16 protein-coding genes are annotated in these 18,116 nt (G+C 62.1%); 7 read left to right on the plus strand and 9 right to left on the minus strand.

The genetic code is table 11. The features are described 5' to 3' along the window. Nucleotides 1–6 precede the first annotated feature (6 nt). A complete protein-coding gene (gene gcvP, locus EWM57_RS14405) occupies nt 7–2,925 on the minus strand; it encodes an aminomethyl-transferring glycine dehydrogenase (protein ID WP_129921858.1) in 2,919 nt (972 codons plus the stop codon). A gap of 212 nt (nt 2,926–3,137) precedes the next feature. Between gcvP and EWM57_RS14410 the strand changes: the two genes are divergently transcribed. Then, nucleotides 3,138–4,352, plus strand: a complete 1,215-nt coding sequence (locus tag EWM57_RS14410; RefSeq protein WP_129921859.1) for an NAD(P)-dependent oxidoreductase — start codon at nt 3,138–3,140, stop codon at nt 4,350–4,352. 79 nt (nt 4,353–4,431) lie between these two features. On the opposite strand, the gene EWM57_RS14415 is transcribed toward EWM57_RS14410, so the two are convergent. The 6 genes from EWM57_RS14415 to EWM57_RS14440 all read right to left on the minus strand — a co-directional run bounded on the left by EWM57_RS14415 (nt 4,432) and on the right by EWM57_RS14440 (nt 8,344). Continuing rightward, nucleotides 4,432–5,265: a DUF1206 domain-containing protein gene (locus tag EWM57_RS14415; RefSeq protein WP_129921860.1), complete on the minus strand. Its 834-nt coding sequence runs from the start codon at nt 5,263–5,265 to the stop codon at nt 4,432–4,434. A 65-nt stretch (nt 5,266–5,330) separates the two neighbouring features. After that, the gene (locus EWM57_RS14420; RefSeq protein ID WP_129921861.1) at nt 5,331–5,897 is read right to left on the minus strand and encodes a DNA-binding protein; all 567 of its coding nucleotides are present in this window, start codon (nt 5,895–5,897) and stop codon (nt 5,331–5,333) included. A gap of 120 nt (nt 5,898–6,017) precedes the next feature. Next, nucleotides 6,018–6,236 carry a CsbD family protein gene (locus EWM57_RS14425; protein ID WP_129921862.1) on the minus strand — a complete coding sequence of 73 codons (219 nt, stop codon included), beginning with the start codon at nt 6,234–6,236 and terminating at the stop codon, nt 6,018–6,020. 121 nt (nt 6,237–6,357) lie between these two features. After that, nucleotides 6,358–6,966: a hypothetical protein gene (locus EWM57_RS14430; protein ID WP_129921863.1), complete on the minus strand. Its 609-nt coding sequence runs from the start codon at nt 6,964–6,966 to the stop codon at nt 6,358–6,360. Between the two features lie 38 nt (nt 6,967–7,004). Further along, nucleotides 7,005–7,739 carry a hypothetical protein gene (locus EWM57_RS14435; protein WP_129921864.1) on the minus strand — a complete coding sequence of 245 codons (735 nt, stop codon included), beginning with the start codon at nt 7,737–7,739 and terminating at the stop codon, nt 7,005–7,007. Nucleotides 7,740–8,050: 311 nt separating this feature from the next. After that, nucleotides 8,051–8,344, minus strand: a complete 294-nt coding sequence (locus tag EWM57_RS14440) for a hypothetical protein (protein WP_129921865.1) — start codon at nt 8,342–8,344, stop codon at nt 8,051–8,053. Between the two features lie 142 nt (nt 8,345–8,486). Between EWM57_RS14440 and EWM57_RS14445 the strand changes: the two genes are divergently transcribed. Then, a complete protein-coding gene (locus tag EWM57_RS14445; protein WP_129921866.1) occupies nt 8,487–8,933 on the plus strand; it encodes a DUF6799 domain-containing protein in 447 nt (148 codons plus the stop codon). A 17-nt stretch (nt 8,934–8,950) separates the two neighbouring features. Here EWM57_RS14445 and EWM57_RS14450 read toward each other — a convergent pair whose 3' ends face one another. After that, nucleotides 8,951–10,879 carry a WG repeat-containing protein gene (locus EWM57_RS14450; RefSeq protein ID WP_129921867.1) on the minus strand — a complete coding sequence of 643 codons (1,929 nt, stop codon included), beginning with the start codon at nt 10,877–10,879 and terminating at the stop codon, nt 8,951–8,953. Nucleotides 10,880–11,005: 126 nt separating this feature from the next. On the opposite strand from EWM57_RS14450, the gene EWM57_RS14455 reads away from it, so the two are divergent. Beyond that, nucleotides 11,006–11,419, plus strand: a complete 414-nt coding sequence (locus tag EWM57_RS14455; protein WP_129921868.1) for a hypothetical protein — start codon at nt 11,006–11,008, stop codon at nt 11,417–11,419. Between the two features lie 164 nt (nt 11,420–11,583). After that, the gene (locus tag EWM57_RS14460) at nt 11,584–12,597 is read left to right on the plus strand and encodes a hypothetical protein (RefSeq protein WP_129921869.1); all 1,014 of its coding nucleotides are present in this window, start codon (nt 11,584–11,586) and stop codon (nt 12,595–12,597) included. Between the two features lie 20 nt (nt 12,598–12,617). On the opposite strand, the gene EWM57_RS14465 is transcribed toward EWM57_RS14460, so the two are convergent. Then, nucleotides 12,618–12,977, minus strand: coding sequence for an RlpA-like double-psi beta-barrel domain-containing protein (locus EWM57_RS14465; protein WP_129921870.1), 360 nt, complete (start codon nt 12,975–12,977; stop codon nt 12,618–12,620). 636 nt (nt 12,978–13,613) lie between these two features. On the opposite strand from EWM57_RS14465, the gene EWM57_RS14470 reads away from it, so the two are divergent. The 3 genes from EWM57_RS14470 to EWM57_RS14480 all read left to right on the plus strand — a co-directional run. Further along, complete coding sequence (locus EWM57_RS14470; protein ID WP_129921871.1) at nt 13,614–14,813, plus strand: L-dopachrome tautomerase-related protein; 1,200 nt, start codon at nt 13,614–13,616, stop codon at nt 14,811–14,813. A gap of 154 nt (nt 14,814–14,967) precedes the next feature. Then, nucleotides 14,968–17,871: a 2-oxoglutarate dehydrogenase E1 component gene (locus EWM57_RS14475; RefSeq protein ID WP_129921872.1), complete on the plus strand. Its 2,904-nt coding sequence runs from the start codon at nt 14,968–14,970 to the stop codon at nt 17,869–17,871. Nucleotides 17,872–17,988: 117 nt separating this feature from the next. Continuing rightward, nucleotides 17,989–18,116: biotin/lipoyl-containing protein (locus EWM57_RS14480; protein WP_207218322.1), on the plus strand; the 128-nt coding region annotated here is incomplete at its 3' end.

Raw genomic sequence — 18,116 nt, forward strand, 5'->3', positions numbered from 1 at the left:
GGCAACTCAATACGAAGGGCCTTTGTCGGTGGGCACCAGCTGTTCCTCGGCGTCGACGTACTGCTCGATGGGCGTGCAAGAGCAAATCAGGTTCCGGTCGCCGTAGGCCGAGTCGATGCGCGACACGGCGGGCCAGAACTTAAACATGCGGGCGTACTCGGTCGGGTACACGGCCTGCTCGCGGGAGTACGGGCGGGTCCAGTCGTGCACCAGCACCGTGGCGGCCGTGTGCGGGGCGTGTTTGAGCACATTTTCCTTGGCGTCGGCGCGGCCGGCTTCTACCTCGGCAATTTCTTTCCGAATAGAAATCATGGCCTCGATGAAGCGGTCCAGCTCCTCCTTGCTTTCCGACTCGGTGGGCTCAATCATCAGCGTGCCGGCTACCGGGAAGCTCACGGTGGGGGCGTGGAAGCCGTAGTCCATCAGGCGCTTGGCAATGTCCTCGACCTCGATGCCGGCCTTTTTGAAATGGCGGCACTCCAGAATCATTTCGTGGGCGCAGCGGCCATTCGAGCCAGTGTACAGCACCGGGTAGTGCTCTTCGAGGCGAGCCTTGAGGTAGTTGGCGTTCAGAATGGCCGTCTTGGTGGCGGCTTCCAGCCCTTCGCCGCCCATCATGTTGATGTAGGCGTAGGAAATAGGCAGAATGCTGGCCGAGCCCCAGGGCGCCGAGGTTACGGCGCCGAACGTGCGGCCGTCGGCATCCACGAGCACGTGGCCGGGCAGGTAAGGCGCCAGGTCGGCTACTACGCCGATGGGGCCCACGCCGGGTCCGCCGCCGCCGTGCGGAATGCAGAAGGTTTTGTGCAGGTTCAGGTGGCACACGTCGGCGCCGATGGTGGCCGGCGAGGTCAAACCCACCTGGGCGTTCATGTTGGCGCCGTCCATGTACACGCGGCCACCGGGGTTATGGATGGTCTGGCAGATGTCGATGATGGTTTCCTCGTACACGCCGTGGGTGCTCGGGTAGGTCACCATCAGGCAGCTGAGCTGGTCAGCGTACTGGGCGGCCTTGGCCTTGAGGTCCTCGACGTCGATGTTGCCGTCCTCGGTGCTTTTCACCACCACTACCGTCATGCCGGCCATCACGGCCGAGGCGGGGTTGGTGCCGTGGGCCGAGGCCGGAATCAGGGCCACGTTGCGGTGCTGGTCGCCGCGGGCATCGTGGTAGCCCTTGATGGCCAGCAGGCCGGCGTACTCACCCTGGGCGCCGGAATTAGGCTGCAAACTCACGGCGGCAAAGCCGGTTACCTCGCAGAGCCACGCTTCCAGGTCGCGGAAGATTTCGGCGTAGCCCTGGGCCTGCTCGCGGGGTGCAAACGGGTGCAGGCCCCCGATTTCGGGCCAGGTCACCGGAATCATCTCGGCCGTGGCGTTGAGCTTCATGGTGCACGAGCCGAGCGAAATCATGGAGTGCGCTAGGCTCAGGTCCTTGTTTTCGAGCTGCTTCATGTAGCGCAGCATCTCGTGCTCGGAGTGGTGGGAGTTGAAGATGGGGTGGGTCAGGTACTCGCTGGTGCGAATCAGCTTCTTGGTCCAAGTCACTTCCACTTCTTCGGCCTGGGTTAGCGGGGCTTTCACCTCTTTGCCCAGCACCTTGGCAAACACGGCCACAATGGCGGCCACGTCTTCAATTTCGGTGTTCTGGTGCAGGGAAATGCCCACGCGCACCTTGTCGAAGTAGCGGAAGTTGATGCCGGCGGCTTCGGCTTCCTGCTTCAGGGCCTGGGCTAGCTCAGCGCTTTCCAGGCGTAGGTTCAGCGTGTCGAAGTAGAACTCGTTGGTTTGCTCCACGCCCAGGCCGCGCAGGGCCGTTTCCAGCGTGCGGGTCAGGGTGTGAATGTTGGCGGCAAACTGTTTGATGCGCTGGGGGCCGTGGTACACGGCGTACATGCCGGCCAGCACGCTCAGCAGCACCTGCGCCGTGCAGATGTTGGAAGTGGCCTTTTCGCGGCGGATGTGCTGCTCCCGGGTGTGCAGGGCCATGCGGTAGGCCTTGTTGCCGGCCGCGTCGATGCTCTGACCGATGATGCGGCCGGGAATCACGCGCTTAAACTGGTCTTTGGTGGCCAAAAAGCCGGCATGGGGGCCGCCGTAGCCCATGGGCACGCCAAAGCGCTGGGAGTTGCCCACGCAGGCGTCGGCGCCCATTTCGCCGGGCGGGGTGAGCAGGGTCAGGGCCAGCAGGTCGGTAGCCACGGTCACGAACTGGCCGTGGTCGTGGGCTTTGCTGATGAAGTCGGTGTAGTCGAACACCTGGCCGTCGGCGGCGGGATACTGCAGGATGGCGCCGAAGATGCTTTCGTCGGCGAGGTCGGCAGTGCGGTGGTCACCGACCACCAGCTCGATGCCCAGGGGCGTGGCGCGGGTGCGCAGCACGTCGATGGTCTGGGGCAGCACGAGCTCGGAAACGAAGTACTTGGTGGCGTTTTTCTTCTTGCTCAGGCTGTGAAACATGTGCAAGGTCTCGGCGGCGGCAGTGCCTTCGTCGAGCAGGGAGGCGTTGGCAATTTCGAGGCCCGTGAGGTCAATTACCATCGTCTGGTAGTTGATCAGCGCTTCGAGGCGGCCCTGGGCAATTTCGGCCTGGTAGGGCGTGTAAGCGGTGTACCAGCCCGGATTTTCGAGGATGTTGCGCTGGATAACGGCCGGCAGCAGGGTGTCGTGGTAGCCCAGGCCGATATAGTTTTTGAAGAGCTTATTCTGGCCGGCAATCTTCTTGAACTTCGCCAAAAATGCCCGCTCCGTGAGGGCAGCGGGCAGATTCAGCGGCTTCTTCAGGCGGATGGCCGCGGGCACGGTCTGGTCGATGAGCTGGTCAATCGACTCTACGCCGATGGTGCGCAGCATCTCGGCCACGGCCGCGTCGTCGGGGCCGTTGTGGCGGTCCACGAACACGTCGGCGGGCTTGTTTTTCAGCAACATAAGGAAAGGGTAGAGGTGGCGGGAATATGCGGCCGCCGGGGCAGCCGAACCTGTAACAAAGGTAAGCTGAAAAGGCTTTCCCCCTGACCCCCAATTCGGGCAAATCTTCGAGCGTCATCGGCCTGGGTTCAGGGCCCGGTACGGGGCTGCTTCAACTATTTTTCCCAGCTTTGGGGCCTCATCCTCCCATCCGCATTCCCACCCCTCTGCTCATGCATCCCGTTACCCTCGGCCTGATCCGCGAAGGCAAGACTCCCCCCGACAAGCGCGTGCCGCTCACGCCCAAGAAGTGCGTGGAGGCCCAGACCACTTTTCCCAACCTGACCGTCGTGGTGCAGGAAAGCCCGATTCGGAGCTACGCCGACCAGGAATACCGCGACCTGGGCATCGATGTGCGGGCCGATATGAGCGGCTGCGACATCCTGCTGGGCGTGAAGGAAGTGCCCGTGGACCAGCTGATTCCGAACAAAACGTACATGTTCTTTTCGCACACCGTCAAGAAGCAGCCCGCCAACCGCAAGCTGCTGCGGGCCGTGCTGGAAAAGAACATCACCCTGATTGATTACGAGATGCTCACCAACGCCGACGGGGAGCGAATCGTGGCCTTCGGGCGCTACGCCGGCATCGTGGGGGCCTACAACGGGCTGCTGGCCTACGGCCGCAAGCACGACTTGTACCGCCTCAAGCCCGCCTACCAGTGCGTGGACATGGACGACATGCAGGAGGAGTTTTTCAAGGTGCGGGCCCTGCCGCCCATCAAGATTGCCGTAACCGGCTCGGGCCGGGTGGCCCAGGGCGCTTTGGAAGTGCTCGACCGGATGGGCATCCGCAAGGTTAGCGTCTACGACTTCCTCTACCTCGACTTCAAGGAGCCCGTGTACGCCCAGCTGCGCAGCTCCGACTACAACGCCCGCCAGGACGGCCGGGTGTGGGACACGCCCGACTTTCACCGCCACCCCGAGCTCTACAAGTCCACGTTCGACAAGTTTCTGCCCGTCACGGACCTGCTTATTGCCTGCGCCTACTGGCACCCGGCGGCGCCCAAGCTGTTTACGGAAGAAGATACGCGCCGCGCTGACTTCCGCATCAACACCATTGCCGACGTGACCTGCGACGTGAACGGCTCGGTGCCCACCACCAAGCGCAGCAGCACCATCCAGGACCCGCTGTTTGACTACAATCCCCAGAATAGGGAACTAGAAGGCGCCTGCTCCCGGCCTGCGAATATCACCGTAATGGCCGTCGACAACCTGCCCTGCGAGCTGCCCCGCAACGCCAGCCGCGACTTTGGCCGCCAGCTCCTCGACAACGTGTTTCCCCACCTGCTGCGCGACGACGCCGACGAAGTAATTCAGCGGGCTACCATCACGCGCAACGGCCAGCTCACGGAGCGCTACCAATACCTGAGCGACTACGTGGCCGACTAATCCCGCCGCAAAGACCAGCAATGACAAAGGCCCCGCTTTGCCGCGGGGCCTTTGTCGTGAAAAGTCATGTTCAGCCAGTCTACACGCCCCGCAAAACCGGGTAGCGGGCCTGCACCAGCATGTAAAGGCCGTAGGCAACCAGCCCGGCCGCTACCACCCCCAGCACGGCCGGGCCCATGGCGTTGAGCAGGTCGAAGGCACCTTCCGTATCGTCCACCTTCTGGGCGTTGCTGGTGCGGGCGGCCTGCACGAAAAAGTAGCCGATAATGCTCATCACAACGCCCAGGGCGGTGTGGCCCACCTGCCCGGTGCGAAATACCAGGTGCTGCTGCGGGGCCGAGAGGCTGCTGGCATTGACGTGCTCGGCGAATTTGCCCGAGTAGGCGTGCCAGATCTGGTAGAGTCCCGCCCCGATGATGGCCAGCCCGATGGCACCGACCAGCCACTGCCCAAACGGCTGCGCCAGCAGCATGGCCACTGCCGACTGCTTGGCGTCGCCGCCCGAGCCGCTGCTCACGGCCGTGTTCTGCCAGGCCGCCTTACCAGCGTAGAAAGCCAGCGCCACGTAGAGCAGCCCACTGCCGGCGTAGCCCAGGCGCCTGGCTAGGCCTTTGGCTCCGGACCCTTGCCCTTCCGTGTCGCGCAGGGCCTGGGTGAAGCGCCAGACCACGTAGCCGACCAGCCCAAAGGCCACGAGCCCGAGCAGAAAGCGGCCCATGGGCAGGTCCTGAATGGTTTGCATGGCCTGCTGCTTGTCGGCGGTGCGGCCACCCTGCTGCCCCAGGGCCGCTAGCAAGGCCAGCACGCCCATGGTCAGGTACACAATGCCCTTGGCTGCAAAGCCGAAGCGGGCCAGCAGCCGGATGCCCTGAGAGGGAGCCGCGGCGGGAAGAACGGAGGAAAGAGAGGCCATGAGCACTGCGCGAAGAAAGGTGGAAGGCGAGTACCCCAGTACGGCCGGCCGCCACGAATGGGTGCCTAGCCGCCGTGCCGACCCAGCATGCTGTTGGGTTGATACAGCTGAGCCCCGGGCAGTTGTCGCGCCTGGTTGTCGGGCAGGTCGAGGGTGAAAATGGGCTTGTGCTGGGTGGCCGGGGCACGAAACAGCTGCTCGAGCTGGCCGCCGGCGCGCAGGAAGGGCACAAAAAACTGCTGGGCTAGCTCGGCAATGAGCAGGTTGCGGATGTCCGTCGTTTCTTCGGAGGAGGTGGTCACATCGGGCTCGAAGGGCGTCACGAACAGCAGGCGGCCCGCCCGGATTTCCGGGCCGTACTCGGAGCGAATGTTGGGCTGAATGCCCCGGGCCAGTACGTACACAATGGGCTGGGTGGGGCCCTGGAGCAGGTAGCGAAAAATCTGCTGCTCCAGCTGGGAATGAAACCCACTGACAATGCACTGCCCCCGGGCCCGCTGCTCCAGGGCCCACAGGTTGGCTTCGCGCTCCATGTCGTTGGGGTAGTGGCGGGAGCAGAAAAACGCGGTTTTGGAAAGTTGCAGCAGGTCGGCATTGCCCAGCAGCCGCAGTTCTTGGGGGTCAATGGTCATAGGGCGCGCTCCGCAGTCGAAGGGGCTGAATATAAACAGCTTATCGGTGAAAAAGGCAAAAGCCCCGCACCAACTCCCTTGCGGGAAGGTGCGGGGCCAGGCCTACGAGAGGCGGAAAGCTTAGAAATTGCGGTGGAACCAGTCCTTGATTTCGTCTACCGTCTGGCCGGTTTTCTGCTGAAGCTTACCGAACCACTCATCCTGCTTGCCTTCGGCATAGTCTAGGTCGTCGTCGGTGAGGTTGCCCCACTGCTGCTTGGCTTTGCCTTTCACTTCGTTCCAGTTGCCACGGGCCCGCAGCTCCGATTGGTCATTGATGTTATTCTGATTAACGTCCATGGTAAGGTGGGTTTTGGTGTGGTGTGATAGTGAGCAGTGATACGCAAGCAGCACAGTAGAGTTCCTGTACCCCATAATTATGTTGCTGGCTTTCAGACCAGCAAGTAGGTGCTACTTGTCTTTAGTGGGCATAAAAAACCATAGAAAATACCACGGCCAGCGCCGCCACTGACAGGGCGGTGCCTACCCCCAGCCCGGCTGCTGCCGAGCCCAGCTTTTTGCGCTGCGCCTGCTTCTGGTATCCTTTCACGTAATCGGGGTTCTGTAGCAGAGCTTGGTCCGATGCAATGATATTGTGTCGCTTAGGAGGCGTCAAGGCAAACGCGGCGCCGGTGGCAAGGCCCCCGGCAAACCCAATGGGCATGGAAACAATGGTAGTGCCGAGCGTGCCCCAGAAAGCGGCGGGGGCCTTGAAGTTTTTACGCGCATCTTGCTGCCCCAACAGGCGCGCCTGCGCCGGCGTCAGGGACGCGGGGCCCGCGGTAGCCATGGGGTTAAGCACCTCCCGGGTGCCGTTGGCGTAGCGAATCAAAAACACGTCGGCGCGGCGCATCCGCAGCGTGTCGGTTGGGGCCGCGAGCAGCACGTAGGATATCTGTTCGGGCTCGATGGTCAGCACCCGGGCGGGTAGCTCCTGACCGGTAGTTTGCAGGATAACGTCCTGGGCCTGGGTGCTGCCGGCTAGCAGCAACAGCAGTAGCAGCACAAACAGGGAGTTGGCGTGTCGCATGGGGAAAGTAGAAAGTAGAGGTGGGAACAGGCGTCCGGCTAGTTGCGCCGGGAGTTGAAGCCAAACAGCAGGCTAAAGCGGGCCCCGCCATTGCCGGGTACCACGGCCAGGTTTACCGGAAAGTTGACCCCTGCTACCCGGTAGGTGGTGCCTACCGCCAGGGCAATGCTGGCACTGAGCGGGGTCAGATTAGGCCCCAGGCCAAACTCAAAGCCTTTGGGTCCGCGAATACCAATCAGAGCGTTGAGGCTGGGAATGAATTTGTTTTGCTCCAGCCCGCCAATCAGCGGAATCACCTCCACCAGTCCCGAGGTGCCATTGGGCAGGCGAAATACCCGGGTTTCAAACTGCCAGCCAAACTGCGTGAGGAAGGGTTTGATGTCGCGCTCTTCCGCCTTGCTGGCCGCCCCGGCCGTCAGCACTGTCAGACCAATGCGCGGCCCACCCAGATGCACTTCGTCGTAGGCCGAGGCTTCATCGCCGGGAACGGTGGGGCCAGCAGGCCGCAGCGGGGCCGCCGGGAGTCCGGTGCCCGGCGCCACGCCCAAGATTTCCTTGGTACCGTTGGCGTAGCGGATCATAAAAACGTCCGCTTTGCGCAGGCTGATCAGTGGCCCATCGGGGTTGTCGGTGCGCTTGTAGCGAACTTCGGCGGGCGTAATCTCCAGGACCTTGACCTGCAGCTCTTCTCCGTTTTGCTTGGTGAGTAAGTCCTGGGCATGGGCGGTAAGCGCCAGGAGGGTGAAAATGCCGAATAGTAGAGGTCGTTGCATGGCGTTGGGGCAAAGTGAAATTCTATGCCCGAAAGATGCCACGCTACCTACCTTGCCCGGCTACGAACTTCGGCCGGCTATCGACTTGCTAATACGACAATGCCAGTGTTTAATATATTGATATTCAGGTGTATGTTTGGTTGTTCTCTGACTTCCTGCCAACCCGGTGAACAGTGTAAAAGGGCCATTTGCTTTGCTTAAGAGGCCAGCATTTTCCGTGGATCAAATCGGTTTGGCTAGCGGGGGCTAAAAACAAAAGCCCCACTCCGGGGAGTAGGGCTTTCAACTTATCCGGGCTTTGGGGCCGGTACTTACTTGGTTTCTTCCACCAGTTTGTCAGCGGGCTTGTCCACTACGACGGCCGTGTCGCCTTTTTCGGGGGCAACGTCAGCCTTCACGCCTTCAGCGGCGTTTTTGGTAGCGTCAGCAGCGTTGTCAACGGCATTCGAGGTAGCGTCAGCAGCTTGCTGGGTGTTGTTAGCGGCATCCGTAGCAGCGCTGTCAGCGGTAGCTTCGGCATTCTCCTTGGTTTTCTCCGAGCAGGAAGTGGTGGCGAAAGCACCGAAAGCGGCCAGCAGGAGCAGGGATTTGAAAGAGGTCTTCATGGCTAAAGGCTAAGTGGTTAGTGGATGTAACGGGCGTTTATACCCGCCGTCGTCGGAAAGTAACCCGCCGGACGGCAGAAAATGGCGAAGAACTTGCAGCCCGGCGGTTACGTAGCCTCGCTTACTCACTGCCAACCCGTTTATGCTAGTTTCTTTTCGCCACCTGCTGCTTCCAGCGCTGCTGGGCCTGAGCCTGGGATCCCAGGCCCAGCGGGCGGCCCTCAACGACGGCTTCCAGCGCCGCGACGGCACCATGTACCTGATCCGCAACGGGCAGAAGCGGCCCATGGCCCACGACGTGCACCTGCCTAATGGTCGCACCGTCACCCGCGACGGGTTTGTGGTCGAGCCCGGCGGGCAGCGTACCGAACTAGCTGAAGGCCGCGGCTGCACCCTGCTCGGCACCCCGGCTACCGTCACCACGCTGCCCTCGGGGCAGTTGGCCCTGGGCTCGGTCGCGCAGCCGCTGCCGGCGGCCACAGTGAGCACGGGCTACTCGGTGAGTCGTCTGGAACAGCTTTTCGGCCGGCGCGGGCATAAAGGCTGGGGGCACTACAAAAAGAAGGGGAAGCACGGCAAGAAGCACTGACGTCCGCGCGGGCTGACCTACTCTACCGGCTCGCCGTCCTTGTCGATATAAAACGTGCGCCCGTTCTGCACCACCCGGGCGCGGCCATCGGTGAAGTCGCCGGCGTCGGAATAGCGGCCGAAGGGCTTGAAGTCGGGCGTGGGGTGGTCGAGGTAATCGGGTGTAATAAACGTGTAGGCGCCGCCGAGCTTCACCCGCGCCAAGCCCTGGTGAAAGGAATACGCTTCCTGAAACAACACCGGCGGCTTGGTTTCCGGAGCGGGGCCGCTGATGTAAAACCAGCCCCGCCGGTCCAGGACGGCGGCGCGGCCCTCCGAGAAGTCCAGGGCGTTGAAGTAATACTGGGTAAATTCCTCGCCCTGCTCCTCTACAAACGTGTACAGGTCGCCGATGCGGACCCGGGCAAAGCCGTCAATGGGTGGGTTTAGCGCGTCGTAAGCGGGGGCAATGGTTTCCTCGCCCCGGTCGTTGAGCAAGCCAAACGCGCCCTGCTTTTCCACCACCGCCCGGCCCTCGTGAAACTCGCCGAGGGAAGTGTAACGGGCCGGCACCAGCGTGTCCCCGTCGGCTTCCACCAAGCCCCACTGCCCGCGCTGCTGAAAAGCCCGCGGCGGCCCTGCCGTGGCGGAACGAAACGCCCAGACGGCCAGCACCAGCACGGCCAAGCCTGCCGCTACCACCCCGAGCCGCGGCAGCCGTCGGCGCCACTGCCGCAGCTGCCGCCAGGAAGCCCGCGTGGCCTGCTGCCCGAAGGCGGCTGCCGTCCGCAGATGAGCCCGGCCCGCCGCGGCAGCATCCGGCCGGACCGGGCTGCTGGCTGCTGGAGCCGCAGCGGCCGAAGGCGTTGGGCCGGGCGCCGCTACGGTCTGCATCTGGGCCATCAATTCACTGAGCTGCTGAATCTTGGCGTCCAGCTCCCGGTTGCGCGCCTCCGACTCGGCCCGGGAGGCCTGCATGGCCGCCGCCAGCATTTCCTTTTCTCGGCTTTCGGCGGCAATGCGGGCCTGGAGGGCGGCGGCTTCGGGCGCCACGGCCGGAGCTGCCCCCAGCTTTTCGCGCAACTGGGCCAGGCTGCGCTCCCGCTCCAGTTCGCGGGCTTCCATGGCGCGTAGCTGGGCGGCTACTTCGGCTTGCAGGGTGGTGCGCAGCTGCTCCAGCTCCCGCTTTTCCTGCTGCCGGGCTTCCACCTCCTCGTAGCCGCCGTAGGGAGCCGCGTCGAGGTCGTCTACGTCGTGGGCGCCCAGCCAGCGCCAGAGCTGCCCCGCCTTCTGCTGCCAAAACCCCGGGGCGGTAGCCGCTGGCTCATCCAGGTTTTCATCCGTGGGGGAAGCAGTTGCTTCGTCGTCCACGTCCGCGCGCGGAGGCTCCGTGGGAATCAGCTGCTGGGCCAGGTGGGTGATGTCGGCCTCGGTGAGGTCAATTTCCGGCGAGGCCAGCTGTTGGAGCCGGCGGGTGAAGCGCGAAGGGTCAGCCAGCAGGTGAAACGTGGCCGCGGCGGGCACGGCGGCCATTCGTTCCTCCACTTCGCGCCCAAATACGACTGGCTCGCCGAACAGCAGCAGCCCGGTGATAAAGTTCAGGTTGGCCTGCTCTGCCGTCAGATAGGGTCGTAGAAACCGCTGCAGCTCCTCCTTCTGCTGGCTGAATTGCTGAAATGGGTTGTCGGCTTCGGCGCCGCCGGTAAGCGGGTGGCCGTCGAGCTGCCAGGCGGCGTGGGCAAAGTCGCGGATGGTCAGGCGGCCGCCCCGGGGCTCGAGCAGCAGCAGGGTGATGCTGCGGGGCCGAATCAGGACGGCGTCGGGCCCCGTGGTGCCGGCTACCGGCAAGTTGCCCAGCAGCAACGTGGCCGGGCCCTGGGACTCGGCGGCCAGGGCGGCGCGGACGGCTTCGAACTGGGTTTGGCGGGCGGCGGAAGCAAAAGGAGCAAACAGGCAAACGTGGAGCATAGACTAGAGCAGAAGGGCCGCTGGTTTTCGGCCGGGCGGTCCGGGCGGGTTGTACGGCGCGGGCCCACCGACAGGCTAACTTTTCCGGCGGTCCGTCAGTATAGCAGATACTTTCTTTCGCCTTTTTTGCCCATTCCCATGGATTCGACCACGCCCACGCCGCAAACCCCCGTTACGCCCACCGTTCCGCTGGATGTGACCGATCAGCAAAACTCCGCCCTGCTCGACGATACGCTCAAGCTGCTCAACGCCGGCCTGCCGGAAAAAGCGGACCGCCGCGGCCTGAGTGAAATTGACCGGTGGGCCGCCGTGCTCAGCGCCTCCGAGCGGCCCGGCCTGGCCAAGATTATCCAGGAACTGAACACGCTTAATGAGCAGCTCAGCAACCCCGATACTGCCGCCCACGACCTGGCCGAAACCCTGGCAACCCTCGGGGCCGAAACGGGCAAGGTCGCCGAGGAAACCCGCGACGACTACAGCGGTCCGCTCACCCAGCTCGGCAAGCTGCTCATCAAGATGGGCAACGCGTTGTCGCGCTAATACTGTTTTGCTGGCGCAGCAAAAAGCCCCGACCAGCTATGGTTGGGGCTTTTTGGCGTAATAGAAAAAAGAAGCTGGAAGCAGCAACCGGGAAAACTCTGCCGGCCGCGGGCGGTTCCAGTAGCCGGCGCGTACTTTTGCGCCTTCGCTTTTCGCCGCTTGCCATGCCCGCTTCCGCTACTCCCGACCTGACGCTCTACTACCCTTTCGAGGACAAGCACTTTGCCGACCACTGCTTTCTGTGCGGCACGCCGACCACGCCCGCCGAGGCGGTGCTGGTGTTCGACGAGTGGCTGCTGGAGCGCTACCAGCTACGGGGCCAGCAGATTCAGCTGCTCGACCAGAGCGTGCAGGCCTACGAAAACCTGCGGATACCGTGCTGCCCCAGCTGCCGCACCCGCTACGTGGAGCCTCTGGAAGCCCAGGTGCAAGAAGCGGCCCAGGCTGGTGCCGCCGGTCTGCAGGCGCTGGAGGAGAAAACGCTGTTTTTGTGGCTGGGCAAGATGTTCTACGGCATTCTGGTGCTCGAGCTGCTCAACGAGCTCAATCCGCTCATCAAGCCCCAGTACCCGCTGTCGGAGAATGGGCAGATGCTGCGGCGCCTGCAGGCCTTCTTTCAGACCTTCCAGGCGTTGCGTGTGCCCATCGTATTCGAAGACTTCACGCCGGCTTCCATCTTCCGGCTCGAAACCGACCCCGGTCAGGACCCCATTGCGTTTGAGTACGACGACGACCTGACCACGATGACGTTCAGCATCAAGCTCGATAATACGGTGCTCCTGGCCTGTTTTATCGACAACGGGCTGCTGCGGCAGGCCATGCGGCGGGTGTACCAGCAGGCCCAGCGGCCCCTGCATCCGGTGCAGGTGGCCGAGTTCAAGGCCCGGGTGTACTACGGCGCCCATCTTCTCAACGTGGTGCCCGAGTATTTCCCGCGCCCCGTGCAGCCCGGCGCCGACCATATCGTCTACGATACGCTCATCGACGACATCACCCGCGAGATTTTCAATCCCTGGGAGAATTCGGCCTACGGGCAGTCCTTGCAGCAGCTGTGGCAGCGCTGGCAGATTCCGTACACCGACATCATGCGCAACCCGGCTCAGCCGCTGAGCTACCTCTACGATGCCCAGGGCGCACCCCGGACGCTGACGGCCTTTCCGGAGCCGACGGGGAAGTGAGATGGGTGATTAAAAGTGGGTTAGCCGGCCTGCCAGACGGGCTCGCGCTTTTCTACTTTGGTGATTTTCACGCCTTTCCACATCTCGTCGAGATGCTCCCACTTGGCCGCCAGAATGTCCATGCAGTGGTGGTGGCGGCGGTTCATGGTGTCGTGGATGACGTAAACGCCGTCGAGCTTCGCGGAAATGCCGGAAACCCGCACCGAGTCTCCGAAGCTGAACTTGCCACCCCAGGGCTTCAGCAAGTCGCGCGAGAGGGCCATCCAGCGGTTTTTGCTGGAATGCTGCGGCGTGATAAAGGAATTGTCGGCCGTGATGAATGGCTCGGAGTCAGTCTGCCGCGGGTCGGGCTCGTAGATGGTAGCCGTGACGGTGTACACGGGCAGATGACGGGGAACTCGCTTGGCAATAACAGTGGGCGAGGGAGCAACTAACGCTACCGTGCGCGGACTCAGGTGCGCAACGGTCGAAGGGAGGGCAGCGGCGGCCGGAAGAATGGGCCGGGGGGGGAAAAGGAAGGTTAGTAGGAATAGCGCAAGGGACATGACGTTTGGGTTAATGAACTCTTCTTTCGTCCGAAGAGGATGGACAGCCGGCCCGACTCGGCAAGTGGGAGGTTGGTAACCTGTTTCGGAAGGAAAAGGTTACTCAACCCAGTATGTGGAGGCCATCAGTCTAGCTGACGGCGACAGTGCATAAGAGGGAAGTTAAAGATAGAGGATTATTATAATTGATTGCACTTAAAAGATATTGTCATTTTCAACGGGGTTGTAAAGGTAGTGATAATATTTTTAGTGGTTCGCTAAGTGGGTTAGCTGGCTGATAGCCAAGCAGCTGACAGTATAGGAATTGAGCGGTAAAGGCACTGATTCGGGAGCCCGGAACAAGGCGCACAGTAGGGCAGCTATTCGGGTAAACGCGCGGCATAAGGGGAACACGTTTCCGGACGGGCCCGTAAAGTCAGACATGCCCGTTAGCCGGGCCGCCGCACTACCGCACTTCCAACCAATTCCGCCATGAAACTGACTCTTCCATTCTTACCAACTGCTTCCTGCCAAACGGCGGCGAGCCTGCTGGCCCTGGCCGTCATGGCCGGGTGCTCTTCACCGACTTCCACCCCGGACACCGCCGGCACCAGCGCCGCCGCTGATTCAACCACGTATGCTCCGCGCGCCCCGCAAGCGGCTGCCAACTCGCCCCTGCAAGTGGTGTTTGCCGCCCGGGAGCCGCAGTTTGTGGGCGTGGCCGTATTGCCCGACGGCCGCGTGTTGGCCGACTTCCCGCGCTGGGATAATAACCCAGTCGCTCCGGTGGCCGTCGTGGGCTCCGACAACTCCGTGAAGCCTTACCCGGACGCCAACTGGTGCACTTGGAACGAGACAGTTCGCAACGAACCCCAGAAGCACTGGATCTGCCCCCAGAGCGTGTACGCCGATAAAACCGGAATGCTCTGGGTACTCGACCCGGCCTCGCCCGGCCTAAAAGGCACCGTGCCCGGCGGCCCCAAGCTGGTGCGCATCGACCCCAAAACGGATAAGGTAGTCCAGAACATCAGCTTCCCTGAAAGCGTGGCCTCGCGCAAGTCCTACCTCAACGACGTGCGCGTTGATACCCAGACCAACTACGCCTACATCACCGAATCGGGAGAAGGCAGCCTGGTGGTGGTAGATTTAAAGACCAGCAAAGCGCGTCGGCTGCTGAAGGCCCACGCTTCGATGATGGGCGACACCACGCTTAACATCAAGGCCGACGGCCACGAAATGATTGATGCCACCGGTAAGCGAGCCCGCTTCAACGCCGACGGCATTGCCCTGAGCCAGGATGGGCAATACCTCTACTGGAAGCCGCTCACCAGCTATAAGCTCTACCGCATCAAAACGGAGGCCCTGCGCAACGCGGCCCTATCGGAGGCTCAGTTGGCTGCGCAGATTGAAGACCTGGGTAAGGTGCCCGCCTGCGACGGAATGGAAATCGACGCCCAGAACAATCTCTACATGACGGCCTTTGAAAACCACTCTCTGGTGCGGCGCACGCCGGCGGGTAAAATTGAAACGGTCGTGCAGGATGAGCGCCTCGAGTGGCCGGATACGTTTGCGTTTGCCGATGGCAGCCTGTACGTTACGGCTTCCGCCATTCATAAAACGCCGACCTGGAATAAGGGCGTCGGGCGGCAGGATCAGCCTTACACCATCTTCAAAATGGCCCTGCCCAAGTAATTTTTGAATAGATTGGCTGACCAACCCGCCGGCTGCGGAAACATCCACGCAAGCAAAGGGTTGATTAAGAGGCGTATTTGCATACGCGAATGTAAGTTTTTGCCTTACAATCAAGCTGTATACATTTACGGCTGACTCACCCAGCTCCGACCCTATGGACGCTTACTCTTATATCGCCAACGCCCACGGCGACTACATCGACCAGCTGTACAAAGCCTATCAGGCCGACCCCGAGTCGGTGGATTTCGGCTGGCGCAAATTCTTCGAAGGCTTCGACTTCTCGCAGCAGTATTCCGCCGAAGGCGAGCCAGGCGTCGGCAGTGCCGCAGCCCAGCCCATTGTGCGGCCGGCCAATACACCCGACCAGCCGGACGGCTTTGGGGTGCTCGATACCAGCGCTTCGACCAACAATGGCGGTGGCATCGTGCCCCTCGACGGGCAGGCTACCGACAAGGAAACGGCCGTCCGCAACCTGATTCAAGCGTTCCGCAGCCGCGGCCACCTGCGCGCCAAAACCAACCCGGTGCGCGAGCGGAAAGACCGGCAAGCCCGCCTCGACCTGGCCGACTTCGGCCTCAGCGAAGCCGACCTTGACACTACCTTCCGCAACGGCGACCTGCTCGGTTTGGGCAAGACGGCCAAGCTGCGCGACATCGTGGCGGCGCTGGAGAAAATCTATACCGGCAGCATCGGCTTCGAGTACATGTACATCCGCGACCCGCGGGTGCTCGACTGGTTCCGCGAAAAAGTGGAGAAGGACTCGCTGAGCTTCAATCCCGGCGTGGAGTACAAGAAGCGGATTCTGAAGAAGCTCAACGAGGCGGTGGTCTTCGAGAACTTCCTGCACACCAAGTTTTTGGGGCAGAAGCGCTTCTCGCTGGAAGGCGGCGAAACGACCATTCCGGCCCTCGACGCCATTATTAATAAGTCGTCGGAGCTGGGGGTGAAGGAAGTAATGATTGGGATGGCCCACCGCGGCCGCCTGAACGTGCTGGCCAACATCATGGGTAAAACCTACGAGCAGATCTTCTCCGAATTTGAAGGGACGGCCGTGCCGGATCTGACCATGGGCGACGGCGACGTGAAGTACCACATGGGCTACTCGTCGGAGGTGGAAGCCGAGGGCGGGCAGAAAGTCAACCTGAAGCTGGCGCCGAACCCGTCCCACCTGGAGGCGGTGAACCCGGTGGTCGAAGGCTTCGTGCGGGCCAAGATTGAGCACCAGTACGGCGGCGACTACCATCAGATTCTGCCCATTCTGATCCACGGCGACGCCGCCCTGGCCGGCCAGGGTATCGGCTACGAGGTGACGCAGATGTCGCAGCTGGAAGGCTACAAAACCGGCGGCACGATTCACTTCGTGATTAACAACCAGGTCGGTTTCACCACCGACTTCGAGGACGCCCGCTCGTCTATCTACAGCACCGACTTGGCCAAAATCATTGATGCGCCGGTGGTGCACGTGAATGGCGACGACCCCGAAGCCGTGGTATTTGCCGTGCGCTTGGCCACCGAGTACCGTCAGCAGTTCCACGCCGATATCTTCATCGATATGGTGTGCTACCGCCGCCACGGCCACAACGAGTCGGATGAGCCCAAGTTCACCCAGCCCACGCTCTACAACCTGATCAGCAAGCACCAGAACCCGCGGGAAGTATATAATGCCATGCTGGTGCAGCGCGGCGACGTAGACGCCCAACTGGCCGCCCAGATGGACAAGGAGTTTCGCGACACCCTGCAGGCCCGCCTCGACATGGTGAAGCAGAAGCCTTTGCCTTACAACTACCAGGCCCTCGAAAACGAGTGGCGCAGCCTGCGCCGCTCCAAGCCCGAGGATTTCGACCAGTCGCCGCAGACCGGTATCAGCGAAGAGGTGGTGCAGAAAGTGGGCAAGGCGCTGACTACGCTGCCCGAAGGCTTCCGGCCGCTCAAGCAGATTGAGAAGCTGATGGAGGAGCGCAAAAAGATGTTCTTCGATACGCGCGTGCTCAACTGGGCCGCCGGTGAGCTGCTGGCCTATGGCTCGCTGCTGGCCGAAAAGCACATTGTGCGCGTCAGCGGGCAAGACGTGCAGCGTGGCACCTTCTCCCACCGCCACGCCGTCTTGCACGACGCGGAAACCTCGGCGCCCTACAACTCGCTCGACTACATCGAGGAAGGTCAGGAAAAGCTGAGCATCTACAACTCGCTCTTGAGCGAGTACGCGGTGCTGGGCTTCGAGTTCGGCTACGCCATGGCCAACCCCACGGCCCTGGTGATTTGGGAAGCCCAGTTCGGTGATTTCGCCAACGGCGCCCAGACCATGATTGACCAGTTCATCGTGTCGTCGGAAAGCAAGTGGCAGCGCATGAACGGCGTGGTTCTCCAGCTGCCCCACGGCTACGAAGGCCAGGGTCCGGAGCACTCCAACGCCCGCCCCGAGCGTTTCTTGCAGCTGGCGGCTGAGCACAACATCATCGTGGCCAACATGACCACGCCGGCCAACTTCTTTCACGCCCTGCGCCGGCAGCTGACCTGGAGCTTCCGCAAGCCGTTGGTGGTAATGTCGCCCAAGTCGATGCTGCGCCACCCGCTGTGCGTGTCGCCGGTGGAGGAGTTCACCTCCGGCTCGTTCCGCGAAGTGCTCGGCGACACCTACGCCGACGCCAAAAAAGTGAAGCGGGTGCTGCTGTGCTCGGGTAAAGTCTACTTCGATCTGCTCGAGGAGCAGCGCGTGTCGAACCGCACCGACGTGGCCATTGTGCGCCTCGAGCAGCTGCATCCTTTCCCGAAAAAGCAGCTCGACGCCGAGCTGGCCAAGTACCCGAAAGCCAAGCTGTACTGGGTGCAGGAAGAGCCGGAAAACATGGGCTACTGGAACTACCTGCTGCGCTTCATGCGCCGGGAGCTGGAAGATGTGGTAGCCCGCAAGGCGTCCGCGTCGCCGGCTACTGGCTACAACAAGGTGCATGTGAAGGAGCAAAAGGACCTCGTGGCCCGCGCCTTCGACAAGCCCCGGGAAGCCGTAGCCGACGCCAACATCAAGGAAACGGCGGAAAAGGCCAAGGCTACCGATTAAGCGCCCACCACGTAGCTTGCCCGCTGAGTAAGCCAGTAGAATAAGATGTAGTTCAGGTCGCGCGGACCAGCTAGTCCGGGCGACAACCAACCACCGAAACCCTTCAACTCCCTCCCTATGGGTCTGGAAATTAAAATCCCCGCCGTCGGCGAGTCCATCACCGAAGTCACCATTGCCAAGTGGCTCAAGAAAGACGGCGAGGCCGTGAAGCGCGACGAAGTTATTGCCGAGCTCGAATCCGACAA

It is taken from the genome of Hymenobacter persicinus (assembly GCF_004167665.1).
GTDB classification, from domain to species: Bacteria; Bacteroidota; Bacteroidia; order Cytophagales; family Hymenobacteraceae; genus Hymenobacter; species Hymenobacter persicinus.